Raw genomic sequence first — 23628 nt, forward strand, 5'->3', positions numbered from 1 at the left:
GGGCGCGGGTGTCGCGTGTTTGGGGGCCGGGTCTTGCGTGGCTGGGGCATCTCGCGTGCTTGAAGGCGGTTTTCGCGTGTTTGGGCGCGGATTGCACGTGATCGGGGCGGGATCTCACGTTGCAGCGGCCGGAACTCGGCTGATCGGGGGCCGGTCTCGCGTGATCTGCGCGGGTCTCGCGCGGTCGGGCGGGTCTTGCGTGGTTGGCCCGGATCTCGTGTGTCCGGGGCCGGTCGTGCGGGGTCTCGCGTGGTTGCGGTCGGATCTTGTGTGATCCGGCGGGTTTCCGTGGCTGGGGCGGGATCTCGCATGATCGGGCGCGGGTCTCGCGTGATTGGCGAGGCATCTCGTGTGGCTGGCGGGGCAGCTCGCGTGATTCGAGGGGCATCACGCGTGATCGGCGGGACGACACGGGAGCAGCGGGAGCCAGCGGGAGCAGCGGGTCAGGTTGGTTCTGTCAGGAGCAGCAGGGCTCGGCGCAGGGCGGCCGCGCTCGCGTCGCGCGGATCCGCCAACGCCGCTGCTTCGGCGGCCGCCGAAGCGGCTTCGGCCGGCGAGCCCGCTGCCTCGTACGCCCGGCTCAGCACCAGCCACGTCAAGCACGTCGCGGACCTGCCGCCCATCTCGCGGAACTCGTCCAGGCACGCCCGGAGCACCGGGATCGCCCGCGCCGCGCGGCCTTCGCCGATCCAGCTCGCCGCCAGTGCGCGCGTGCACGACAGCTCCCGCGGCCGCTCGTCCAGATCCCGGGCTAGGGCGCGGGCCTCCTCGAACGCCGCCGTCGCACCGCGACGCGCACCCGTCGCCGCCGAGACCGCGCCCAGCGTGCGCAACGACTTCGCCAGCGCCGAGCGGGCCATCGTCCCGCGCAGCAGCTCCACCGACTCCGCGATCGCCGACCGCGCCTGCTCGCCGTCGCCCGTCAGCAGGGACGACCACGCGAACCCGTGCAGCGCCGTGCCGATCCGGCGCGGGTCACCCGTGGCCCGGGCCGACGCCAGCGCCGCCCGGTCGACCTCCCGCGCCTCCGGCACGCGGCCCAGGCGCAGCAACGCCGCCGACTCCGCCTCCCTGACCACTTGGTCGTCCAAAGTGGACAGACTGCGGGCGGTCTGCAGTGCCTCTTCGGCGCGGCCCAGCCCGATCAGGCAGCGCGCCAGGTTCGCCGACACCCACGCGTGCGTGCGGTGGTCGCCGTGGGCTTCCAGCTCCTTCGCGCATTCGCGGTACGCGGCCGCCGCCTCCTCGTACTGGCCGCGTGCGTGCCGCAGCAGCGCCAGGTTCGCCTCGGCGATCGCCGCCGACGGGCGGTCGTCCGTCGCCGCCAAGACCGTTTCGTACGCCGCGCGCATGTCGGCGTAGTGGCCGTGCAGGTACAGGTACACGCTCAGCTTGTCCAGCAGCAGCAACGCTTCCCGCGCCCCCAGTGACCCGATGAGCCGCACCAGGTTCGCGCGCTCGGCCGCGAACCACTCTTCCGGACGCTCCAGCAGCCGCTCGACCAGCGAACTCGGCAATGGCTGCGGGAACGGCGAGTGGGCCATCGCCGGCATCGGCACCGTGCGCGGCAGGCGGGCCGCGGCCGCGTCGGCCAGCGCGAGGGTCGCCGCCAGCACCGTCGCCGCGCCGCTGCCCGGTTCCGGCGGCCCCTCCGCCGCGTACAGCCGGACGAGGTCGTGCATCCGGTACCGGCCCTCGCCGGTCGCGTCCGGCTCGCGCGCCTCCAGCAGGCTCGCCTCGACGAGCTCTTCGACGGCCTCGTCGGCGTCCTCGCCGATGAGCGTCGTGACCGCCCACGCCGGCAGGTCGACGAGCCGGCACCGCCCGAGCAGGCGGAACGCGCGCCGCGCCGGGGGTCTCAGCCCTTCGTGGCTCAGCGCGATGCTGCTCCGGACGGCCAGATCGCTCACGGTCAGCTCGTCGAGGCGGCGGACCTCGTCCTCCAGCCGGTCGGCCAGCTCGCCGAGCCGCAGGTGCGGGCGGATCGCCAGCCGGCTGCCCGCGATCCGCAGTGCCAGCGGCAGCCGCGCGCACGCCGCGATGATCCGGCCGGCGTCCGCGCCCTCCCGGGCCACGCGCGCCCCGGCGAGCCGGTTCAGCAGCTCGGTGGCTTCGGCGCCGGACAGCGGACCGAGCGGCAGCCGGTGCGCGCCCGCCAGCCCGCTCAGGCGCTGCCGGCTCGTCACGAGCACCGCGCACCCCGGCGTGCCCGGCAGCAGGGCGCGGACGTCCTCGGGGTCGCCGGCGTCGTCGAGCACCACCAGTACCCGCCGGTCGGTCAGCCGGCCGCGGAACACGGCCGCGCGAGCGCCGACGTCGTCCGGCACCGCCGGGCCGGGCACGCCGAGCGCGCGCAGCAGGTCGGCCAGCACCTCGCCGACGGGCCGCCCCAGCGGCACGTACAGCTGGCCGTCCGGGAACCGCGCCCGCAGCCGGTGCGCGGCGCGCACGGCCAGGGTGCTCTTGCCCGCGCCCGGTTCGCCGCTGACCACGGCGACCGGGACGCCGGCGCCGCTGCCCAGCGCAGCGGTCAGCTCGGCGAGCTCGGCGTCGCGGCCGGTGAAGTCCGCGATGTCCGGGGGCAGCTGGCACACCGGCCAGACCGGCGGCGGCATGCGCGGCACCGGGTCCTCGCCGCGCAGGACGGCGGCGTGCACGCGGCGCACCTCGGCGCCCGGTTCGACGCCGAGCTCCTCGACCAGCGTGGTCCGCAGCCGCCGGTAGATCTCCAGGGAGTCGCCTTGGCGCCCGGCCCGGTGCAGCGCGATCATCAGCTGCGCGGCCAGCCGTTCCCGCAGCGGGTGCTCGGTGATCATGGCCTGCAGCTCGCCGGTCAGCTCCCCGTGGCGGCCGGCGGTGAGCTCGGCGTCCACGCAGTCCTCGAACACGGCGAGCCGCTCGGACTCCAGGCGTGCGACGTCGGCGTCGAGCCGCGGGACGTGCAGCCCGGCCAGCACCGGCCCCCGCCACTGCGCGAGCGCGCGCCGGTAGTGCCCGGACGCGGCGAGGGCGTCCCCGGCCCGCTGCCCGTCGGCGACGGCCGACCGGAAGACGAGCAGGTCGAGCTCGCCGGGCTCGACGCTCAGCCGGTAGCCGAGCGGACCGTGCTCGACGCGCAGGCCGTCGATCCGCTCGCGCAGCCGCGAGAGGTAGGTGTGCAGGTTCGAGGCGTAGGACTTCGGCGGCCGCTCCGGCCACAGCGCTTCGACCAGCACATCGACGTGGACGTGCTGGTTGGCGTTGAGCAGCAGCACGGCCAGCAGGGTGCGCTGCCGGTCGCCGCGCAGCGCGACCCAGCGCCCGGGCGGCCCCTCGACGGCGAGTGGCCCGAGCACGCCGAAGTGAGCCATGTCCACCTTCCCCAGTGCCGGAACGGCCACCGTAGCGAAGGGGTCCGACAGAAAGCGGCGGTCCCGTTAGCCCGGGCGGGGACCGTCGCGGGCACGCGCCCCTATTAGGCTCCACCCGGACATACAGGACCAACCAGGGGAGCGGTCGTGTCAGCTGGAGGCGGAACCAAGGCGATCATCGCCGCGCTCGGGGCGAACGCCGGGATCGCGGCCGCGAAGTTCGTCGGCTTCCTCGTCACCGGGTCGTCGTCGATGCTCGCGGAGTCCGTGCACTCGCTGGCCGACACCACGAACCAGGGCCTGCTGCTGCTCGGCCAGAAGACGTCGAAGCGGGCGGCCGACAAGGAGCACCCCTTCGGCTACGGCCGCGACCGGTACTTCTACTCCTTCATCGTCGCGCTGATGCTCTTCACCCTCGGGTCCGCCTTCGCGATCTACGAGGGCATCCACAAGATCGGCCACCCGGAGCCGCTCGAATCGCCCATCGTCGCCGTGGTCATCCTCCTCGTCGCGGTCGGCCTCGAGGGTTACAGCTTCTACACCGCCATCGGCGAGTCCAAGAAGATCAAGGGCGACGCGAGCTGGTGGGGCTTCATCCGCCAAGCCAAGGAGCCCGAGCTCCCCGTCGTCCTCCTGGAGGACGCGGGCGCGCTGATCGGCCTGGTCCTCGCGCTGCTCGGCGTCGGGTTGTCCGTCATCACCGGCAACCCCGTCTGGGACGGCGTCGGCACCCTCGCGATCGGGGCGCTGCTCGGGGTCATCGCGATCATCCTGATCGTCGAGATGAAGAGCCTGCTCATCGGCGAAGGCGCCAACGAGCCCGTGCTCGCGACGATCGTCGACGAGCTCGCCGCGGGCAAGGTCGAGCGGGTCATCCACATCCGCACCCAGTACATGGGGCCGGACGAGCTGCTCGTCGCGGCGAAGCTGGCGATGGTGCCGGGTCTCGACACCGCCGAGCTGGCGGCGGCCATCGACGACGCCGAGGCCCGCGTGCGCGCGAAGGTGCCCGTCGCGAAGCTGATCTACCTCGAACCGGACCTCGACCGCAGTCTCGCGAACTAGGCCTGCTCGCTCGGCGAGCCGTCACGCGTCTGACCCGATAGGGTGACGTACCGCGATACACGCAGGCCAGCCGCAGGAGGTCAACGGTGCCCGGAACGGGATTGTGGCGCACTAAATCCATCGAACAGTCCATTTCGGACACAGACGAGCCGGATACCAAGCTCCGGCGGAACCTGAGCGCGTGGGACCTCACGGTGTTCGGGGTCGCGGTCGTCATCGGTGCCGGCATCTTCACGCTCACGGCGCGGACGGCCGGTGACTACGCCGGCCCGTCGGTCTCGCTGGCGTTCGTCTTCGCCGCGATCGCCTGCGCGCTGGCGGCGCTGTGCTACGCGGAGTTCGCCTCGACCGTGCCGGTCGCGGGCAGCGCGTACACCTTCTCCTACGCCACGTTCGGCGAGTTCATGGCGTGGATCATCGGCTGGGACCTGATCCTCGAGCTCGCCGTCGGCGCGGCCGCGGTGTCGAAGGGCTGGTCGGTCTACCTCGAGACGGTGCTCGGCTACCTGTTCGGCAAGGGCGCCAAGACGACGTTCGACATCGGCAGCGTGACCGTCGACTGGGGCGCGCTGGTCGTCGTCGCGATCCTGACGCTCCTGCTGGCCGTCGGCACGAAGCTGTCTTCGCGGGTCTCGATGGTGATCACCGGCATCAAGGTCGCCGTCGTGCTGTTCGTGATCATCCTGGGCATCTTCTACATCAAGGGCTCGAACTACACGCCGTACATCCCGCCGGGCGAGACCGGCGGCGCGGGCCAAACCGGCGTCGACCAGTCGCTGTTCTCCCTGATCGCGGGCGGCGCGAGCAGCTCGTTCGGCGTCTTCGGCCTGCTGGCCGGTGCCTCGCTGGTGTTCTTCGCGTTCATCGGCTTCGACATCGTCGCGACCACCGCCGAGGAGACGAAGAACCCGCAGAAGGCCGTCCCGCGCGGGATCATGGGCTCGCTGGCGATCGTCACCGTGCTGTACGTCGCGGTCTCGCTGGTGGTCGTCGGCATGACGTCGTACAAGGACCTGGCGACTTCGGCGGGCGACGGCAGCCACAAGACCCTCGCCACGGCGTTCTCCGCGAACGGCGTCGACTGGGCGGCCAACATCATCTCCTTCGGCGCGCTGGCCGGCCTGACCACCGTCGTCATGGTGCTGATGCTCGGCCAGGTCCGGATCATCTACGCGATGTCGCGCGACGGCCTGATGCCGCGCGGGCTGGCAAAGACGGGCGAGCACGGCACGCCGAAGCGCGCGACGCTGATCGTCGGCGGCCTGGTCGCGCTGGCGGCCGGCTTCTTCCCGGCGGACAAGCTCGAAGAGATGGTCAACGTCGGCACGCTGTTCGCCTTCGTCCTGGTCTCGGCCGGCGTGCTGATCCTGCGCCGGACGCGACCCGACCTGCCCCGCGCGTTCAAGGTGCCGCTGGTGCCGCTGATCCCGATCCTGGCGATCCTCGCGTGCCTGTGGCTGATGCTGAACCTGACGGTGCTGACCTGGCTGCGGTTCGTCGCCTGGATGATCGTGGGCGTGCTGATCTACTTCGGCTACAGCCGGCGGCACTCGCTGCTCGGCAAGCGGCAGGCCGACGGTCTCGACGAGCCCGTCAAGGCCCCGGAGTCCTAACCGGCGTCACCCGTCCGTGAAGCCCCGCCGATCCGCGTTCGCGCAGGTCGGCGGGGCTTTTTCGCGCGACTTCACATCGGACGATCTTGCTGTTCGTACCTAAAAGGGGACCCGGTGTAGCCGGTCGAGTGACGTGCGATACCTTTCGATCCTTCGTGTGCCACTGACGGGTGAATTACAGCAGCGTGATTCACACGCTCGGTGGTTTCGCGACCCCAGATTTCTCAAGTGCTCACTCCCCGCCGGTATCAGGAGTTCTGAATGCGCAGACGTACCTTCCGCGGCGCCGTCGCGATCATGGCGCTGACCACCGCCGCCCTCATCGGCACCGCCGGCTCCGCGCTGGCCTGCTACACCGATGACAACCGGCCGAACCCGATCCCGGACCGGGGTCACGCCGCGTGCGCGAAGGGCAAGGACCTCAACCAGAGCGATGTCGACTTCACCGGTGGTGAGGGCCAGAGCCGCCTGACCATCACCAAGGTCCACGAAGGCGTCACCGTCACTCGCATCGTCGTCATCGGCGGCGACGACGGCTTCAACGAGTACATCCCCGGCAAGGTCGGCAAGGGTGGCGAGATGTTCCCGGCGACCGCGCCGTGGAAGGACCTCCAGGCGACCAAGACCTTCAAGGGCAAGCAGCCGAACATCGACAAGTGGTTCCTCTGCGGCACGAAGACCTCGAAGCCGACCGAGACCAAGACGCCGCCGACCACCAAGCCGACCGAGACCACGAAGCCGAGCGCTCCGGCCTCCTCGGAGACCACGGTGGCGCCGACCAGCACCACGGGTGCGGCCGTCGTCCCGGCGGGCAACGAGTCCGGCACCGGTGGCGGCCTGGCCAACACCGGCTTCGACAACATGTGGCTGGTGTGGATCGCGGCCCTGCTGATCCTCGGCGGTGGCGGCCTGCTCGCGCTGCTGAAGTTCCGCCGCAAGGCTTCCGAGTGAAGCTGAGCTAGCTCGCGGTCGAAGGCCCCTCGCTCCGGCGAGGGGCCTTCACTGTTTCAAGGGGAAGTCGCCGAAGAGCAGTCCCTGCTCGCCGCCGGTGGGCTTGCCGAGGCCGGCGGCCATCGCGACGGCGTGGTCCCACTCCGCGTCGACCACGTAGTCCTGGTGCTTGAGCACCCCCGGAGCCCAGCGGTGCCGCCCGGTCGGGCCGCGCAGCGGGTCCGGCAACCAGTGGTCGCCGCCGAGGATCAGGACGCCGTTCGCGTCGGCCTTGGCCTTCAGCGGCCCGATGCCGCCTTCGGGCTGGTAGCCGACGCCGTAGAGCTGCCGGTCGGAGACCTCGTGCCGCCAGGTCGTCACGCCGCCGCCGAAGATGTCGGTGCCGCGGCACAGCGCGCGCCAGCGGCCGTCCAGGTCGGCGAAGAGCGTCTCGAGCGCTTCCTGCGGCAGCAACGCGGGGAAGGCGCGCTGGTACCCCCACTGCAGCGGCGAGCCGGCGGTGAGCACGCCGACGCGTTCGAGGTCGGCCTCGGGCAGCTCGGCCGCCAGCCGGGCGGCGGCCATGACCGTGAGCAGGCTGCCGAGGTTGTAGCCGGACAGCACGACCCGCGTCCCCGGTTCGGCGAGGTGCTCGCGCGCCCGCGCGGCCAGTTCCGGGACGACCTTCAGCGCGTAGCACGGCGGCACGGTCGGGTGCGCCGCCCGCGGCCAGAAGCAGACGAGGTCGGCCAGCGCCCCCAGGTGCCGGCTGCGCTGCGGGGTCCGCGCGGCCGTGTAGACGACGCGCAGCAGGCCCGCGGCCAGCGCGCCCAGCGCGACCACGCCGATCGCCGACAGCGGCCCGAACCAGCCGGGGACCAGCCCGAACCCGAACCGCAGCACCAGCAGCGCCGCGCCGCCCGCGGACATCGCCGAGGCGACCGTGAGGGCCAGGTGGTGCAGGTGCCGCCGCTCCCACGCCGAGCGTGCCCACGCCGCCGCGGCCTGGGCCTCCTGCCGCTCGTCGTGCTCCATCAGCTCGACGATCTTCGGGACGCCGCGGCGCAGCCGGCGCAGCGGGACGGCGACCGCGAAGCCCAGCACGGCGAGTACCGCGGCCAACGCCAGCCCGGCGCCCCACAGGACCGTGACCAGCAAGTACGTATCGGGCACGTGCAGGAGCTCCGCGCCGGAAAGCCGGCGGAGCGCTTCGGCGAGACCGGCACCGAACCCGCCGCCGAGCAGCCCGGCCAGCGCGAGCACCGGCGCGGCCGCCCAGCCGCCCAGCCAGGGCCGCAGCCGGCGCGGCTTGTGCACCCAGCCGGGCCGGGCCAGCAGCGCGGCCGGGGCCAGGAACAGCGCGAACAGCACCGTGACGGCGACCAGGGCCGCGCCGAGTCCCTCGACGACGCCGTTGGTCCCGGGCAGCGGGCCCGGGCCGGGCCGCAGCCGCACCGCGGCCACGACGACGAGCGCCGCGGCCAGCGTGATCACGCCGGGGCGGGCGAAGCGGCCGGTGTCGACGCCGATCGCGGCCGCGACGACCGTCGCGAGCACCAGCGCCAGCGTGACGATCCACACCACCAGGTCGAAGACGTTCCCCGGCACCCGGAACGGCCCGCCGAGCAGCAGCAGCGCGACCGAGACCAGCGCCGCGACGGTGTGCAGGCAGCGCAGCGCCGGCGTCTCCGGGTCGGCGCGCATCCGCAGCGGCCCCTGGGTCAGGTCGCCGTCGGCGTGCACCGCCCAGGTCGCCGACGAGATCCGGTGCAGCACGAAGATCACGACCAGCAGGGGCAGGACGCCGACCGCGATCCGCGCCGGAACCGAGCGGAGGACGTCGGGGACCACGGGCAGGCAGCCGGAACCCGGCGCGAGGCACTGCGTCGCGAACAGGTCGAGCGCGATCGCCGCGAGCTGGCCCATCAGCAGCATCGTGAGCAGCAGGGCGCCGACGCGCAGCAGGCCGCGGCACACCGCGCCGAGCACGCGCGGCAGCCGTCGCCCGGGCGGGGCCGGCGGCAGCATCCAGAACGCGACGTTGGCGAGGGAGAACGGGAACAGCAGCGCCCAGGTCGCCTTCGCGGCGCCGCCGGACGTCATCCCGTGCCACAGGTAGCCTTCGAGGGTCCGCGGGATCGACCGGCCCAGCGCCGGCAGCACGGGCCCGGGCGCCGGCCGTCGCAGCCGGTCCGCCGGGCGGATCACGCGGCCCAGCCCGTCGCCGGCGACGTCGACGGTGGAGACCGCGTCGAGCAGGGTCTCGCCGCTGGTGCCCACGAGCCCGGCGACGCGGATTTCGACGACGCGGGTGTCCGGGCCGGGCATGGGCACGGTGGAGGCCTCCTACGCGATCCTAGGGAAGGTCGAGCGGACAACGGTAGTGTTCGGACGTCATCGAGTCTTGGAGGAATCGCCACTATGACCCCCGAAAGCGTTGCCAAGCGGCACCAGACCCGCAACGGCATCGAGTTCGCCGTCGCCGACCTCGAGGCCGCCGAGTTCGGCCGCAAGGAGATCCGCCTCGCCGAGCACGAGATGCCCGGACTGATGGCGCTGCGGCGCGAATACGCGGAGGTCTACCCCCTGCGCGGCGCGCGCGTCTCCGGCTCGCTGCACATGACCGTGCAGACGGCCGTCCTGATCGAGACGCTGGTTTCGCTCGGTGCCGAGGTGCGCTGGGCGTCCTGCAACATCTTCTCGACGCAGGACCACGCGGCCGCCGCGATCGTCGTCGGCCCGCACGGCACGCCGGAGGAGCCCAAGGGCGTCCCGGTCTTCGCGTGGAAGGGCGAGTCGCTCGAGGAGTACTGGTGGTGCACCGAGCGGATGCTCACCTGGGACGGTGAGGGTCCCAACATGATCCTCGACGACGGCGGCGACGCCACCATGCTGGTGCACAAGGGCACCGAGTTCGAGAAGGCGGGCGTCGTGCCGACCCCGGACGAGAACACCTCGGACGAGTTCCGCGTGTTCCTCGAGCTGCTGCGCGACTCGGTCGCGGCCGACACCGGCAAGTGGACGAAGATCGGCGAGGGCATCCGCGGCGTCACCGAGGAGACGACCACCGGTGTCCTGCGGCTCTACCAGCTGGCCGCGGCCGGCGAGCTGCTGTTCCCGGCGATCAACGTCAACGACGCCGTGACGAAGTCGAAGTTCGACAACCGCTACGGCATCCGCCACTCGCTGATCGACGGCATCAACCGCGGCACCGACGTGCTGATCGGCGGCAAGGTCGCGGTCGTGTGCGGTTACGGCGACGTCGGCAAGGGCGCGGCGGAGTCCCTGCGCGGCCAGGGCGCGCGCGTGATCGTCACCGAGATCGACCCGATCTGCGCGCTGCAGGCGGCGATGGACGGCTACGCGGTCCGCAAGCTCGAGAGCGTGCTGCCCGAGGCCGACATCATCATCACGACGACCGGCAACAAGGACGTCGTGCTGGTCGAGCACATGGCGAAGATGAAGCACCAGGCGATCCTGGGCAACATCGGCCACTTCGACAACGAGCTCGACATGGCGGGGCTCGCCCGTTACCCGGGCATCCGCCGCATCAACATCAAGCCCCAGGTCGACGAGTGGATCTTCCCGAACGGCAACACGATCATCGTGCTGTCCGAGGGCCGGCTCCTGAACCTGGGCAACGCGACCGGGCACCCGTCGTTCGTGATGTCGAACAGCTTCTCCAACCAGGTGATCGCGCAGGTCGAGCTGTTCACCAAGCACGAGGAGTACGACAAGGAGGTCTTCCGCCTCCCGAAGAAGCTGGACGAGAAGGTCGCGAAGATCCACCTCGACGCACTCGGCGGTGAGCTGACGAAGCTGACCAAGGAGCAGGCGGAGTACATCGACGTGGACGTCGAAGGCCCGTTCAAGCCGGAGCACTACCGGTACTGAGGTTTTAGCGTTTCAGCAGGTCAGGGCCGCCCCGAAAGTGTTCGGGGCGGCCCTTTGTTCTGCGTCATGAACAGTGATAGCTCGAATGGGTGATGCGCTATCATGGAGTGGTGAAACAGTTGATCACGAGGATCGACGACGAGCTGCACGCCCGGCTGAAGGCACGAGCCGAAGCCGAAGGGCGCAGCATGAACGACCTGGTCACGGAAGCGCTGAGGGGCGTTGTGGCGAAGACCGAGACCCGAGCGGAGTGGAAGCGGCGGCTGATCGCCGAAGGCAAGGTGATCACCTACGAACCCGAAGGCGAGGTGGTGGGTCACGACAAGCTGGAGGAGATCTCGCGCGGCTGGGGCACGGCCGTCAGCGAGGCGCTCGACTGGACCAGGGGTGAACGGTGACTGTCCTCTACGCCGACACGAGCGCGGTGGTCGGTGCCTACCTCGTCGACGAGCCCGACCACGCCGAGCTGCGGAAGCTACTGATCGAAGGTGACCACGTCGTGCTCACAAGCGAGCTGACCCGGCTCGAGTTCGCGAGCGCGGTCACCGCGGCCAAGCGAACCGGCCGGATCCCGGATGCCCGCGAGTTCCTGGCCCAGTTCGACGAGGACACCCGATCGGTGTTCGGGGTCATCCCGCTGTCGCCACCACGGATTTTCGCGGCCGCTCGCCGGTTGGTCACGGACAAGTACCCGGTGCGCACCCTCGACGCGATCCACATCGCCGTCGCCATGCACGACACGGCCGAGCTGACCGGTGGTGAGCCCGTCGCCTTCGTCACGCGTGACCAGCGTCAGGGCGAAGCCGCGAAGGCCAGCGGATTCGAGGTGCTGTGAGCGTCGAACTCTTCGCCGGGATCGCCGTGCGCGACTTCGCCGGTGCGGTCGCCTGGTACGAACGCCTCTTCGGGTCCCCGCCGACGTTCGTCGTGCACGACACCGAGGTCCTGTGGGAGGTCACCCCGCACGGGTCCGTCTACGTCGTCCTGCGGCCCGAACGCGCCGGCCACTCCCTGCACACCCTCTTCGTCGACGACCTCGACGAACGCGTCGCCGGCATCTCCGCCCGCGGTATCGAACCGGCCGATCGCGAGACCTACGGCAACGGCGTCCGCAAGATCATCTACCGCGACCCCGAGGGAAACGAGCTCGGCATCGGCGGAGCGCCCGCGTAACCTCGAGCGCGGCCGGCCTCGACTTCGTGCGCCTGACCGACGAAGCGCGCAAGGCCCCGCCCGTTCCGGAGCAGAAGCGGCGCGCGAAGCACCGCGGTCACTAGGCGCGTCGCGAGCGGACGAATCCCCAGACCACGAGCGCCGCCGCGACGATCGTGAGCGTCAAGCCCGCGACCGTCACCGCCTCGCGGAACTCCGCCGTCTGCCGCACGCTCCAGTGCGTCGTCGCGATGTCGCCTGTGAACAGCGCCGCGAGGATCGTGCCGGTCGCCGCGATGCCGGCGCCGGACGTCACCTCGGTGGCCGTGTCGGTGAGGGCCGCGCCGATCGTCGTGCGGTTCTCCGGCAGGCCGCGCAGCACGTTGACGCCCGCGACGACGCCCACCACGCGCATCCCCGCCGCCACCAGCACCAGCGCGATCGCCACCCACAGGTAGCCGAACCGGCTGAACAGGCCGTAGACGGCGAGCCCGGCCACGACCGCCGCCGCGCTGATCCAGGCCGCGTGCTCGAGGCCGACCCGGCGCACGAACGGGCTGACGAACGCGCCGCCCGCGACGAGCACGACCACCTGCGGCAGCATCCCGGCCGCGGCGAGCGCGGGCGGCCAGCCCCAGTCGAGCTGCAGCTGCAGCGTCACCAGGTAGCCGAGGCCGGCGGTCGCCAGCCCGGCGGCGGCCTTGAACGCCAGGCCGCTCGACACCAGCGGGTGCGCCACCAGCTTAAGGTCGAGCAGCGGATACCGGGCCGAACGCTCGCGGACGACGAACAACACGGCCGCCACGACCGCCGCGGCGGTGGCCGTCCACGGTGCCCACGCGCCGGCGCCCTCGTTCACGAACAGCGTCGGCGCGACGAGCGCGAGCACGACCGTCGCCGTGCCCAGCACCGCGCCGAGGACGTCGACCGGGTCGCGGTGCAGGCCGGCCGGGTCGTCCGCGGCGATGCCGAACCGGACGCCGATGATCGCGAGCGCGGCCACCGGGACGTTCACCAGCAGCAGGACCTGCCACGGCGCGATCGCGAGCACGAACCCGCCGGCCGTCGGGCCGATCGCGAGCCCGACCAGGCCCACGGTCGAGATGAGGGTGGTCGCGCGGACGCGCAGGCCGTCGTCGGCGAACAGCCGGAAGGCCAGCGCCATCGAGCCCGGGGTCGTCATCGCGGCCGCGACGCCCATCGCCACCCGCACGGCGATCAGCTGCTCCGCGGTGGTGACGAACGCGGTCGCGAGGCTCGCGACGCCGAGCAGCACCAGGCCGATGAGCATGATCCGCCGCCGCCCGAACCGGTCGGCCAGCGCGCCGAAGGCCAGCATCAACCCGCCGAAGACGACCGCGTAGGCGCCGGTCACCCACTGCAGGACGGTCGTCGACGCGTGCAGCTCGCGGCCGATCGTGGGCAGCGCGACGTTGAGGATCGAGTTGTCGAGCATCTCGAAGAGGAACACCGCGGACAGCCCGGCCAGGGCCACCCACGCCTCCCGCAAGGATCGGGGGGCCGGGTCGGTGACAATGCCGGTGGTCGGTTCGGAGAGCATGCCACTAAGTTAACTGACTAAGTTTAGTGAGACAAGGGAGTGAGACGGATGCCCAGGACCGGGGAACGCGGCGGGCCGCAGACACGGGCGAAGATCTCGCAGGTCGCCACCCGGATGTTCCTCGAGCGCGGGTTCGACGAAGTCACCGTCGCCGAAGTCGCGCGGGAGGCCGGCGTCTCGAGCGTGACGGTCTTCAAGCACTTCCCGCGCAAGGAGGACCTCCTCCTGGACCGCCAGGTCGACGCGGCCGACGTCCTGCGCTCGGCGGTGCGCGACCGCGCTCCCGGCGTCGACGTGCTCGCGTCCCTGCGCGCCGAGACCTTCCGGCTGCTCGACGAGCGCCACGGGCTGTCCGGCGTCGCCGACGGGGCGATCCCGTTCTTCCGGACGGTCGCGGCGTCGCCCGCCCTGATCGCGCGCGTGCGGGAGATCGGTTCGGACCTGCAGCGGCTCCTCGCCGACGAGCTCGCGAACGACCCGGCCTTCGACGGCGACGGGCCGTTGTTCGCCGCGTTCTTCATCGCGGGCTACGCCACGGTGCTGGTGCGGACCGCGAGCCGGCTCATCGACGACGGCGACCCGGACGTCGTGGCGGAAGACCACCGCGCGCGTCTGGAACGGTTGTTCACCGCGCTGCGGGACGGAGTCGTGTGATCAGTTCCACTCGACGGCGACGCCGGCCAGCCCCGGCCCGGCGTCGTTGAAGAACGCGCTGCTCACGCCACCCATGTCGCACGCCAGCTCCTCCGCGACCACCGGCAGGGCGTCGTCGCGCGCCCGGACCTGCCGGGTGCAGCGGGCCGGCAGCGCGTTGCGGTCGAAGCGCAGCTGGACCAGGTAGCTCGCGCACCGGTCGCGCAGCATCCGGTAGTACCCCGGCGAGGCCGACCCCGAGTCGTCGCGGACCTCGAAGCAGAACACGTGGATGTCGCCCTCGGCGAGCTTGCGGTCGAACAGCAGCTCCGTCGCCATCGTGTCCGCGTCCGGGTTGCGGCGCATCCGCCCGACGCGGCAGCCCTCGTCGGTGATCAGCTCGACGTCGTCGATCCGGCACCCCGGATCGCCGTTGTACACCGTGAGGTAGCGGTCCGGCCCGTGCCGCCGGGCCCGCGTCACCAGCCGCGTGCGCAGGCTGACCTGACGGTGTTCCGCGTCGAAGGTGATCGTGTCGTGAACGGACAGCAGCTCGAGGTCGGCGTTGTAGTGGTTCGACGACGGGTACGCGCCGAGCTCGGCGAGCAGGTCCTCGACGATCGACCCCATGTCACCGGAACGCAGGTCGTGGAACGACGCCGCCGGCTGGTGGCCGCGCCGGACCAGTCGCGGCCCGATCAGCACCACGAGGGCGTCCGCGGGCAGCTGGAGGACCGATTCCAGGGCCCGGACCGCCGGGAGCGCCTTGGGCACCTCGGGCTGGCGCAGCCCGCGTTGCCAGTAACTCAGCGTCGACTGTCCGATTTGGACGCCGCGCAGCGCCAAGTGCGCGCGCAGCCGCGCGAGCGAGAGGCCGCGGTAGGCGATCGCCAGTCTCAGGGCATGGTGGAACTCGCCGGTGCGGAGCGCCTCGGTCAGCTCTTTCGGCAGCTCGGCGACCGATGCCCGGGTCGTGCGGGCGCCATCGATGATCAGTGGGAGGTTCCCGTCTTGTGCCACCGCTCGTCCCTTCACCCGACCAGTGTGTGCGCTGGGCGTGAACACCGCGGAACGTTCACGTTAGCAGCGTAGGGTGGAGGTGCCGACCCCCGTTCAGGGTGGTTGGCCTCGTTATGGTGACTGTTCCGCGTTCCGGCAACGACCCGGAACGGTCCGTTCATCCAGATGGCGTTCTTGCTCCTTGTGACCGCGTTGTTCACCGTTGTGACCACCGCTGGTTCGCCCACGTTCGAGCAGGAGGCCGTCCGTGTTGGTGAAGTCGAGCCGAGCACCCGCCACGTTGGCGGTCTGCCTGCTGTTGTGCCTGGTCGCGCCGAATGTTTCGCAAGCAGCCGCGCCCGGAGTGCCGTCGACGTACCGGAACCGGATCGTGCTGCAGTCCCAGCAGAAAAACCAGTGGTGCTGGGCGGGCTCGGGCGCCACCATCGCCGCCTTCCACGGCACCGCCGTCAGCCAGACGCGGTTCTGCCAGCTCGCCCACGGCGAGACCGGAAAGGACTGCGCGAACCTCCCGGGCACCCTCGCCGACCCGCAGCGCGCCTTCGCGAAGCTCGGGTTCGCCTCGCCCGGCCGCTACCTCGACCGCCGCATCCCCTACGCCGACATCCGGACGCAGACCGCGGCGAGCCGGCCGGTCGAGACCCGGGTCGGGTACCGCTCCGGCGGCGGCCACACGCACGTCCTCTACGGCTACGACACCAGCCGCGACTGGGTGTACTGGGGCGATCCCGGCCCGGCCAAGCGCTACAACTGGTCGACCTACGGCTTCTACACGCACAACTCGTCGTTCACCTGGACGCACACGCTCACCGGGATCTCCCGATGAGCAGGCGGGCGCTCGTGCTCGCCGTGCTGACCGGCGCGGCGCTGCTGATGACGGCACCGGTGTCAGGCGCGGCCCAGGCCGCCGTCATCAGCAGCGCCGACGCCGTGGCCGCGCACGCCGCGGCGGCGGGCCTCGAGGACACACTGGTGCGGTTCTTCGCGCAGGCACCGGATGCGAAGGGCCCGGTGACGGTCCAGGTCGAGCCGGACGCCTACCCGGTCTACGAGCTCTCGCCGGACTTCGTCGTCGGCAAGCCGGGCGCGGCACCGGGCGACTTCGCCTACTTCGCGGTGCCCGCGCGGGCTTCCGACGGCCGGACCGCGACGCTCTGGTCGGTCCGCGGCGACGACGGTGCCTGGCAGATCGGCAACATCGCCTCGGGCGACGTCGAGACGGCGTTCGCCCGCGCCCTGCCGACGGGTGCCCAGCTGCTGCACGAACCCCAGATCGACGCTTGGTACGCCGTAAGGGACGGCCGCCTTACGTCGTTGTCGGAGCGAACGACCGTTAACGTCGCCGACTACCAGCGAACGGTCGCGGCGCGGTACGCGGACAAGCTCCCCGGCTCGGCCTACGCCCGCGAAGGCGAGGCGGGCGGCTACGACGCGACGTCGCAGGTGATGCCCCGCGGCGACGGCGGCCCGGCACCGTCCGGCCACGACACCGGCTGGGTGCCGCTGCTGATCCTCGTCGGCGTGCTGGCCGTCAGTGGCGCGGGCTACGTGCTGCACCTGCGGAGGATCTCCGCCTGAAGACGAACCGGCGGGCTCGGCGTCGATCCCCTTCCACCGAGCCCGCCGGTCCACCACCGTTAGTGTGTCGTCCGTGGGTCGACTGGTGGTCATCGAAGGGCTCGACGGCGCGGGCAAGCGCACGCTCGCCGACGGGCTGACGGACGCGTTGCGCGCGAACGGTGCGAGCGTCGCGAAGCTGGCGTTCCCGCGCTACGGCGTGAGCGTGCACGCCGACCTCGTCAAGGAAGCGCTGCACCGCGGGCACGGCGACCTCGCGGACTCGGTGTACGGCATGGCCGTGCTCTACGCGCTCGACCGCAGCGGCGCGGCCGAGGACATCCGCGCCCTGCGGGACGCGCACGACGTCGTCCTGCTCGACCGGTACGTGGCGTCCAACGCCGCGTACGCGGCCGCGCGCCTGCGCCAGGACGCGGCCGGCGAAGTCGTGAAGTGGGTGTGGGAGCTGGAGGTCGGGCGGTTCGGCCTGCCCCGCCCCGACGCGCACCTGCTGCTGCGGGTCGCGCCCGCGGTGGCGGCCGAGCGGGCCGAGCGGCGCGCGGAGGCGGAGACCGACCGCGAGCGCGACGCGTTCGAGACCGATGACGGCCTCCAGCGCCGGTGCGCGGCGGTGTACGACGAGCTGGCGGCGTCGGGCTGGCTCGCGCCGTGGCACGTGCTGGACGGCGTCGCGGGCGTCGACCTCGAAGCGCTCGCGAAGACGCTGCTAAACCCGTAGCCGGGCCGGGTCGAACCTCGCGATCGGGAAGTCCGTCGCGCCGTCGATCACCAGGTCCGCGACGATCTCGCCGATCACCGGGGCGAACTTGAAGCCGTGCCCGGAGAACCCGCACGCCAGCACCACCCGCTCCTCCTCCGGGTGCGGGGCCACGACGAAGCTTTCGTCGGCCGTGTCGGTGTACATGCACGTCGCCGCGCGGAGGAACGCTCCCGGCAGCGTCGGCAAATGCCGTTTGACGACCGAAGCGATCTCGTGGACCTCCTCGGCCGACACCGTCCGGTCGATGCCGTCCGGGGTGCACGCGCGGCCGCCGGTGTGGAACGCGACCTTCACGCCGTCCGCGGACGCGTTGTGCGCCGGGAAGCCGTAGAACGTGTAGCCGTCGCCCTCCCAGAGGTACACGGGATGCCGCCGGAACGGTTCGGCTCCGCCCGAAGGCGCGAACCAGTACTGTGCACCTTACGTCGTACGGTGAACTCGACGCCGAAGCCGCGCAGCAGCTCGCCGGCCCATGCGCCGGGGCACAGCACGAGCCGGTCGGCCGTGTAGTAGCTGTGCGAGGTCCCGACGCGCACGCCGCCGGCCATGGTGCTCCACGTGAACACCTTCTCCTCGTGGTGCAGTTCGGCGCCGCACCGCGCGGCGAGCTGCAGGTGCGCGGCGACGGTGCCCTCGGGCGACACCAGTCCGGCGCCCGGTTCGTACAGCGCCACCTCGTCCGCCGACGGTGTCATGGTCGGGAACCGGCGGCGGATCTCGCCGGCGTCCAGCAGTTCGTGCGGGATGCCGAACGCGCGAGCCGACGCCACGCTGCCGGTGATCGTGCGCGAGTCCGCGCGGCCGACCATGAGCCCGCCGCAGCGGGTGAACAACCGGCGTCCGCTGTCGCGCTCGAGGCCCTCCCACAGCTCGTGGGCACGCAGCAGGAGCGGCACGTACTCGGGACCTTCGAGGTACGCCTGGCGCGTGATCCGCGAACCGCCGTGGCTCGAGCCGCGGTTGTGCACCGGCGCGAACTGGTCGACGCCGAGCACCCGCTGCCCGCGCCGCGCCAGCCGGTACGCCGCGGCGCTGCCCATCCCGCCGAGGCCGAGCACGATCACGTCGTAGTGCGTCATGCGACCCGCCCCGGGACGCGCTCGCCGAAGTACCCGATTTCCACCGGTGTCCCGGATCGGCTGTGCTCCACCGGCAGCCAGGCGTACGCGAGGGCGTGGCCCAGGGTGTGGCCGTACCCGGCGCTGGTGACGTACCCGGCCGCGCGGCCCTCGACGTACACGGGTTCCTTACCTTGTAAGACCCGCCCGGTAGTCAGCCGGGTCAGCCGGCGGCTCACGGTCGCCGCGGAACGGCCCGCCAGCGCGTCCCGGCCGAGGAAGTACCCCTTGTCGCGGTGGACGGCGTCCCCGAGCCCGGCCTCGTAGGGATCGTGCTCGGTGCTGAAGTCGACGCCGGCGACGGTCGTCCCCGCCTCCATCCGCAGACTCGTTAACGCTTGATAACCCGCGACGGCGATGTCGCGTTCGCGCAGCGTGTCCCACAGCCGGCGGCCCAGGTCCGCCGTCGTGTGCAGTTCCCAGCCGGGTTCGCCCACGGTGGACAGTCGCAACGCGACGACCGGGACGTCTACAACGTAAGTCTCTTCGGCGGAGAAGTCCGTCGTGGACAGTTCCGGGAGGACGGAGTCCGCCCGCGGTCCCCAGACGCCGAGGCAGCACGTGCCCGGGGTCGTTTCGTGGACCTGGACGGTTCCGTCGCCGGGCAGGTGCCGCCGCAGCCAGGCGAAGTCGAGGCGCCCGCCGGCGCCGACGTGGAACCGTTCGTCGCCGAGGCGCGCCACGGTGAGCCGGCCGCGCACTCCGCCGTCTTCGCCGAGCAGGAGCGTTCCCGTGAACGTTCCCGGCGGGTGCGCCAGGTCGCTGGTCGTCATGGTCTGCAGGAACGGCAGGGCGCCGGGGCCGGTGACGGCCAGCCGCGGCGCGGACGTCAGGTCGAACATCGCGACGCGTTCGCGGGTGACGATCGCTTCCGCGCCGGCCTCGGCCGAGTACCGGTCCGGCCGCACCCAGCCGTCCGCCGCGCCGAAGTGCGCGCCCAGCGCGATCTGGCGCTCGTGGAAGGGGCCGGTCCGCACCGGCTCCGCGGTGAACCGGGACGACGGCGCGAACCGGGCGAGGTCGCAGCCGTGCAGTGCGAGCGCCGGCTGCCCGTCGACGAGCCAGCGCGCCAGCTCGCGCGTGACCCCGGCGGAGTGCTCGGCGCGGACGGCCTTCGCCACCCAGAAGCCGTCGAGCTCCGGGTGTTCGCCCAGCACCGGCATCCCGTCCGGGGTGCCCGGCAGCGGGATCGTCGTCGTGGTCGCGGCTTCGGCGTCCCGCAGCGCCGGCAGGAGCGCGACCGCCGTGTCCCACGCGCCGCCGATGCCGAGCCGGTCGACGTGCTCGCGGACGGTCAGCCCGGTGTCGAGGTCGCGCAGCACGGGCTTGCCCGCTTGGACGTGGTCGTCGTTGTGCCCGGCCAGTTCCGGCAGTGGTGACGTCCGCGCGTACCGCAGCCGCAGCGGCGCTTCGGGCAGGGCGAGCCCGTCCGGGCCGTCGCAGAAGACGACGACGTCGGCCCGCACCCGGCCGGCCGCCGTGACGACGCCGGTGACGCGGCCGCCGGCCCGTTCGACCGTCACGACTTCTTCGGCGCTGAACCGCGCGCCCCGGGCTTTCGCGCGCCGGGCTTGGGCTTCGGCCGCGCGCCGCGCGTGCAGCAGGCCGTCGCCGGGGACGTGGAACCCACCCAGCAACCGGGTTCCGTCGAGGAGCGGGTGCAGGTCGGCGCACTCGCGGGGCGTGCGCAGGAACCCGCGCACGCCCCACGACGTCGCCCAGCCGTGGCGCCGCCGCAAGTCCGCGAGCCGCTCGGGAGTGGTCGCGAGGTCCAGGCTGCCGACCGGGTTGAAACACCACTGGCCGTCGAGGCCGCCGTACTTCGCGGCGGTGTACTTCGCGAACTCGGTCAGCGTGCGGTCCGCGTCGGTCCGGAACACCAGGCCCGGCCCCTCGTCCGCCTCGCCGGCGCCCAGGACGGTGACGTCGGTCCAGCCGCGCTCGGTCAGCTCGTCCGCCAGTGCGCAGCCGAGCAGGCCGCCACCGGCGACGACCACCCGGGGCCGTGCTGCCATCTGTTCCTCCGGGCGACGAAGTTGCGTCCTCGGCAACAAAGTGCGTGATGCGAGACGCGCTGTCAAGCGCCCGAAAAGGTGCCCGCTCAGGCGCGGGCGAACTCCATGACCCAGTTGGATTCCCAGGTCCGCCCGCCGTCGGCGGAGAACTCCTGCTCCCAGCGCGGCGAGGACGTGGTCGTGCCGGTCCAGGCGTAGTGCACCTTCACCGGCACGCCTTCGTGGGTGTCGTCGCCGTGGAAGTCGCCGCGGCCGCCGTCGAAGCGGCCCACGACCGGGGGCTGGAGCAGCCCGGTCCGGCTGTTGGCCCAGTGCAGCGACCACTCCTCGCGCTCGACGTCGAAGAGCCGGAGGGTGCAGCCGCGGCTGCCGAGCGTGGGGAAGACGATCTCGTCCAGGTTGCCGCCGCCCTCGAAGAGCGACCAGCAGGTCGCCGTGCCGGGGAAGACGGTCCAGTCGTCGCTGCCGGCGAGCAGCTTGCCGAGCCGCCGGTTCGTCACGGTCCAGGAGCCGATGAGGAAGTCGAAGTCGTTCATGACGGCGATCTTGGGACGCGGCCACTGACACCTTCTGTCAGTGGCCGCTGGCAGACTTCGCCGGGTGCGTGCGAGCCGGCTGGTGTCCTTGCTCCTGCTGCTGCAGAACCGCGGCCGGATGAGCGCGGCGAAACTGGCGGCGGAGCTGGGCGTGACGCCGCGAACCGTCTACCGGGACGTCGAAGCGCTGGCGGCCGCGGGCGTCCCGATCTACGCCGAGACCGGCCCGGACGGCGGCTACCAGCTGATGGACGGCTACCGCACCCGGCTGACCGGGCTGACCGCCGGCGAGGCCGGGTCGCTGTTCCTCACCGGCCTGCCGCAGCCGGCCGCGGAGCTGGGCCTGGGCGCCCAGGTGGCCGCGGCCGAGCTGAAGCTGATGGCCGCGCTGCCGACGCCGTACCGGGACGCGTCCGTGCGGATCCGGCAGCGCTTCCACCTCGACGCGCCGGGCTGGTACCGCGAAGCGGACCCGGTGCCGCAGCTGCTCGCGGCGGCGGAAGCGCTGTGGCAGGACCGGATCGTCGAGGTCTCCTACCGCCGCTGGTCGCCGGAGCCCGGCGTGGTGACGCGGCGGTTGCACCCGCTCGGCCTCGTCCTCAAGGCCGGTGTCTGGTACCTCGTCGCCGGGCCGCGCGTGCGTACCTACCGCGTCGGGAACATCGAGCGGTTGCGGACGCTCGACGAGCACTTCACCCGGCCGGACGGCTTCGACCTGGCGGAGTTCTGGCGCGCGAACGTCGAAAGCTACGAGGAAAGCGAAGCCGGCGAGACCGCCGTCGTACGGCTGTCATCGGCGGGAATCGAGGCCCTGCCGGACATCCTGGGCCCGCGAGCCACCCGGCTCGTGCGGCGCACGCTCGGCCCCGCGGACGGCGACGGCTGGCGGCGCGCCGAGATCCCGATGGAGAGCGTGGCCCACGCGGCGGCAGGCGTGCTCCGGCTCGGCGCGGACGCGCAGGTGCTGGCGCCCGCGGAACTGGTGGCACACCTGGGAACCACGATCCGCGCGATGGCGCTGCTGTACCCCTAGTCCCGGCTGCGCTAGTCCCGAAAATAGCCCAGCTGCGCGGAAAGGTCGTCGGCCGCTTCGGTCATCGGCCGCACGATCTGCTTCACCCGCTGCTTCGAAAGCCGGTACGACGGGCCCGAAGCGCTCATCGCCGCGACGACGTCCCCGCCCGGGCCGTGGATCGGCACGGCGACCGCGTGCATGCCGAGCTCGAGTTCCTCGTAGCAGGCCGCGAAGCCGTCTTCGAGCACTCGTTCCAGCTCGGTCATCAGCTCGTCCGGCTCGACCGTCGTGCGCGGCGTGTACTGCTCCAGCTTCCGCTTCAGCACCCGCTTGCGCTCGGTTTCGCCCATATACGCCAACAAGATCTTGCCGCTGGAGGTCGCGTGCAGCGGCGTCCGCTGGCCGGTCCAGTTCTGCGTCGTGATCGCCGCCGAGCCGCGGGCCTGGCTGATGTTGATCGCGACGCCGTCGTCGGCGATGGCGATGTTCACCGTTTCGCCCAGCTCTTCGGCGAGCGACAGGCAGCTGGCCCGGCCGAGCTTGGCCAGGTCCATCCGGCCCGTCGCGGCGCCGGCCAGCCGCACGATGCCGAAGCCGATCGCGTACTTCCCGCGTTCGCCGAGCTGCTCCACGAGGCCTCTGGACTCCAGGACGCTGAGCAGCCGCGACGCCGTCGACTTGTGGACGCCCAGCTCGCCCGCGATCTCGGTGATGCCAGTTTCGCCGTTGCGGGCGAGCAGCTCCAGCACGCTGATCGCCCGGTCGACCGACTGCACCTGGCTTTGTGTTGCGTTGCCGCCAGCCGAGGCATGCTTTCCCGCCGAGGTTGCGTCAGCAGAGTCCTGGTTCCGCATAGCGCAACACTATCCGTTTTGTACCGCGCCTATCGGCTGAGTGGGCGAATCTCTTGACGCGGCCGCCATCGGGGCCGGATTGTTGCGCAAGAAGCGCAGAGTCGCGCGATGCGCAACATTCACGAACCGTCCCGGCACCCCGCCAGTCTTTTCCGGAGGCCCCGATGATCCGAGCGTGCGCCGTCGCCGACCTGCCCGTTGGCGAAGCCCTCCGCCTCGACGGCCCGGTCCCGATCGCGCTGTTCCACACCGAGGACGGCTTCTTCGCCATCGACGACACCTGCACCCACCAGGACGCCTCGCTCGCGGACGGCTGGCTCGAGGGCTGCTTCGTCGAGTGCCCGCTGCACGCCGCGCAGTTCGACCTGCGTACCGGCCTGCCGACCTGCCTGCCGGCCAAAGCGCCCGTGCGCACGTACGGCGTGGTCGTCGCGGACGGCGAAGTGCACGTCGACGCGCCGGTCCCGGCCATCTCCTGACTTTTTCCCGCAGGTCCGTGAAGGCCGCGTGCCGGCCGGAACGGACCGGGCAACG

Annotated in this window: 22 protein-coding genes; 13 read left to right on the forward strand and 9 right to left on the reverse strand. The window is 71.9% G+C overall.

Going from position 1 to position 23628, the window contains the following annotated elements; translation table 11 throughout:
• Positions 1 to 443: 443 nt before the first annotated feature.
• Complete coding sequence (locus tag ABZ342_RS34500; protein ID WP_360482088.1) at positions 444 to 3350, reverse strand: BTAD domain-containing putative transcriptional regulator; 2907 nt, start codon at positions 3348 to 3350, stop codon at positions 444 to 446.
• A gap of 147 nt (positions 3351 to 3497) precedes the next feature.
• Here ABZ342_RS34500 and ABZ342_RS34505 point away from each other — a divergent pair, with 147 nt between their 5' ends.
• The 3 genes from ABZ342_RS34505 to ABZ342_RS34515 all read left to right on the forward strand — a co-directional run bounded on the left by ABZ342_RS34505 (position 3498) and on the right by ABZ342_RS34515 (position 6979).
• Positions 3498 to 4415, forward strand: a complete 918-nt coding sequence (locus ABZ342_RS34505; RefSeq protein ID WP_155541086.1) for a cation diffusion facilitator family transporter — start codon at positions 3498 to 3500, stop codon at positions 4413 to 4415.
• A gap of 86 nt (positions 4416 to 4501) precedes the next feature.
• Positions 4502 to 6028, forward strand: coding sequence for an amino acid permease (locus ABZ342_RS34510; protein WP_360482091.1), 1527 nt, complete (start codon positions 4502 to 4504; stop codon positions 6026 to 6028).
• A 261-nt stretch (positions 6029 to 6289) separates the two neighbouring features.
• Positions 6290 to 6979, forward strand: a complete 690-nt coding sequence (locus ABZ342_RS34515) for an LPXTG cell wall anchor domain-containing protein (RefSeq protein WP_155541088.1) — start codon at positions 6290 to 6292, stop codon at positions 6977 to 6979.
• A 48-nt stretch (positions 6980 to 7027) separates the two neighbouring features.
• Here the strand turns inward: ABZ342_RS34515 and ABZ342_RS34520 are convergent, their stop codons facing one another.
• On the reverse strand, positions 7028 to 9286 hold the full coding sequence (locus ABZ342_RS34520; protein WP_360482149.1) for a hypothetical protein: 2259 nt from the start codon (positions 9284 to 9286) through the stop codon (positions 7028 to 7030).
• Positions 9287 to 9379: 93 nt separating this feature from the next.
• On the opposite strand from ABZ342_RS34520, the gene ahcY reads away from it, so the two are divergent.
• The 4 genes from ahcY to ABZ342_RS34540 all read left to right on the forward strand — a co-directional run bounded on the left by ahcY (position 9380) and on the right by ABZ342_RS34540 (position 12025).
• On the forward strand, positions 9380 to 10852 hold the full coding sequence (gene ahcY, locus ABZ342_RS34525; protein WP_360482094.1) for an adenosylhomocysteinase: 1473 nt from the start codon (positions 9380 to 9382) through the stop codon (positions 10850 to 10852).
• A gap of 110 nt (positions 10853 to 10962) precedes the next feature.
• Complete coding sequence (locus tag ABZ342_RS34530; protein ID WP_360482097.1) at positions 10963 to 11250, forward strand: toxin-antitoxin system HicB family antitoxin; 288 nt, start codon at positions 10963 to 10965, stop codon at positions 11248 to 11250.
• Positions 11247 to 11687 (forward strand): type II toxin-antitoxin system VapC family toxin, encoded by a 441-nt coding sequence (locus tag ABZ342_RS34535; RefSeq protein WP_360482100.1) that lies wholly within the window; start codon positions 11247 to 11249, stop codon positions 11685 to 11687. Before ABZ342_RS34530 ends, ABZ342_RS34535 begins: the two co-directional genes overlap by 4 nt.
• Complete coding sequence (locus ABZ342_RS34540; RefSeq protein ID WP_360482103.1) at positions 11684 to 12025, forward strand: VOC family protein; 342 nt, start codon at positions 11684 to 11686, stop codon at positions 12023 to 12025. The genes ABZ342_RS34535 and ABZ342_RS34540 overlap by 4 nt, the downstream gene beginning before the upstream one ends.
• A 100-nt stretch (positions 12026 to 12125) precedes the next feature.
• Here the strand turns inward: ABZ342_RS34540 and ABZ342_RS34545 are convergent, their stop codons facing one another.
• Positions 12126 to 13565 carry an MFS transporter gene (locus tag ABZ342_RS34545; RefSeq protein ID WP_360482106.1) on the reverse strand — a complete coding sequence of 480 codons (1440 nt, stop codon included), beginning with the start codon at positions 13563 to 13565 and terminating at the stop codon, positions 12126 to 12128.
• 48 nt (positions 13566 to 13613) lie between these two features.
• On the opposite strand from ABZ342_RS34545, the gene ABZ342_RS34550 reads away from it, so the two are divergent.
• Entirely contained in the window at positions 13614 to 14219 is a 606-nt protein-coding gene (locus tag ABZ342_RS34550; protein ID WP_360482109.1) for a TetR/AcrR family transcriptional regulator, read from the forward strand.
• Here ABZ342_RS34550 and ABZ342_RS34555 read toward each other — a convergent pair whose 3' ends face one another.
• A complete protein-coding gene (locus ABZ342_RS34555; protein ID WP_103341215.1) occupies positions 14220 to 15218 on the reverse strand; it encodes a hypothetical protein in 999 nt (332 codons plus the stop codon).
• 247 nt (positions 15219 to 15465) lie between these two features.
• Here ABZ342_RS34555 and ABZ342_RS34560 point away from each other — a divergent pair, with 247 nt between their 5' ends.
• From ABZ342_RS34560 to ABZ342_RS34570, 3 genes are all read left to right on the forward strand, one after another.
• Complete coding sequence (locus ABZ342_RS34560; protein ID WP_360482113.1) at positions 15466 to 16044, forward strand: papain-like cysteine protease family protein; 579 nt, start codon at positions 15466 to 15468, stop codon at positions 16042 to 16044.
• Positions 16041 to 16796: a hypothetical protein gene (locus tag ABZ342_RS34565; RefSeq protein ID WP_360482116.1), complete on the forward strand. Its 756-nt coding sequence runs from the start codon at positions 16041 to 16043 to the stop codon at positions 16794 to 16796. Before ABZ342_RS34560 ends, ABZ342_RS34565 begins: the two co-directional genes overlap by 4 nt.
• A 64-nt stretch (positions 16797 to 16860) precedes the next feature.
• Entirely contained in the window at positions 16861 to 17514 is a 654-nt protein-coding gene (locus ABZ342_RS34570; protein ID WP_360482119.1) for a dTMP kinase, read from the forward strand.
• On the opposite strand, the gene ABZ342_RS34575 is transcribed toward ABZ342_RS34570, so the two are convergent.
• The 4 genes from ABZ342_RS34575 to ABZ342_RS34590 form a co-directional block, all read right to left on the reverse strand.
• Positions 17503 to 17919, reverse strand: coding sequence for an FAD-dependent oxidoreductase (locus tag ABZ342_RS34575; protein WP_360482122.1), 417 nt, complete (start codon positions 17917 to 17919; stop codon positions 17503 to 17505). The genes ABZ342_RS34570 and ABZ342_RS34575 overlap by 12 nt on opposite strands.
• The gene (solA, locus tag ABZ342_RS34580) at positions 17847 to 18635 is read right to left on the reverse strand and encodes an N-methyl-L-tryptophan oxidase (protein ID WP_360482125.1); all 789 of its coding nucleotides are present in this window, start codon (positions 18633 to 18635) and stop codon (positions 17847 to 17849) included. Before solA ends, ABZ342_RS34575 begins: the two co-directional genes overlap by 73 nt.
• Entirely contained in the window at positions 18632 to 20689 is a 2058-nt protein-coding gene (locus tag ABZ342_RS34585; RefSeq protein ID WP_360482128.1) for an FAD-dependent oxidoreductase, read from the reverse strand. Before ABZ342_RS34585 ends, solA begins: the two co-directional genes overlap by 4 nt.
• A gap of 86 nt (positions 20690 to 20775) precedes the next feature.
• Positions 20776 to 21225 carry a hypothetical protein gene (locus tag ABZ342_RS34590; protein ID WP_360482131.1) on the reverse strand — a complete coding sequence of 150 codons (450 nt, stop codon included), beginning with the start codon at positions 21223 to 21225 and terminating at the stop codon, positions 20776 to 20778.
• A gap of 64 nt (positions 21226 to 21289) precedes the next feature.
• Between ABZ342_RS34590 and ABZ342_RS34595 the strand changes: the two genes are divergently transcribed.
• Positions 21290 to 22258: a WYL domain-containing protein gene (locus ABZ342_RS34595; protein WP_360482134.1), complete on the forward strand. Its 969-nt coding sequence runs from the start codon at positions 21290 to 21292 to the stop codon at positions 22256 to 22258.
• 11 nt (positions 22259 to 22269) lie between these two features.
• Here the strand turns inward: ABZ342_RS34595 and ABZ342_RS34600 are convergent, their stop codons facing one another.
• The gene (locus tag ABZ342_RS34600) at positions 22270 to 23094 is read right to left on the reverse strand and encodes an IclR family transcriptional regulator (protein ID WP_155541100.1); all 825 of its coding nucleotides are present in this window, start codon (positions 23092 to 23094) and stop codon (positions 22270 to 22272) included.
• Between the two features lie 164 nt (positions 23095 to 23258).
• Between ABZ342_RS34600 and ABZ342_RS34605 the strand changes: the two genes are divergently transcribed.
• Entirely contained in the window at positions 23259 to 23573 is a 315-nt protein-coding gene (locus ABZ342_RS34605) for a bifunctional 3-phenylpropionate/cinnamic acid dioxygenase ferredoxin subunit (RefSeq protein ID WP_360482137.1), read from the forward strand.
• Positions 23574 to 23628: the final 55 nt, after the last annotated feature.

It is taken from the genome of Amycolatopsis sp. NPDC005961 (genome assembly GCF_040629235.1).
GTDB classification, from domain to species: domain Bacteria; phylum Actinomycetota; class Actinomycetes; order Mycobacteriales; family Pseudonocardiaceae; genus Amycolatopsis; species Amycolatopsis camponoti.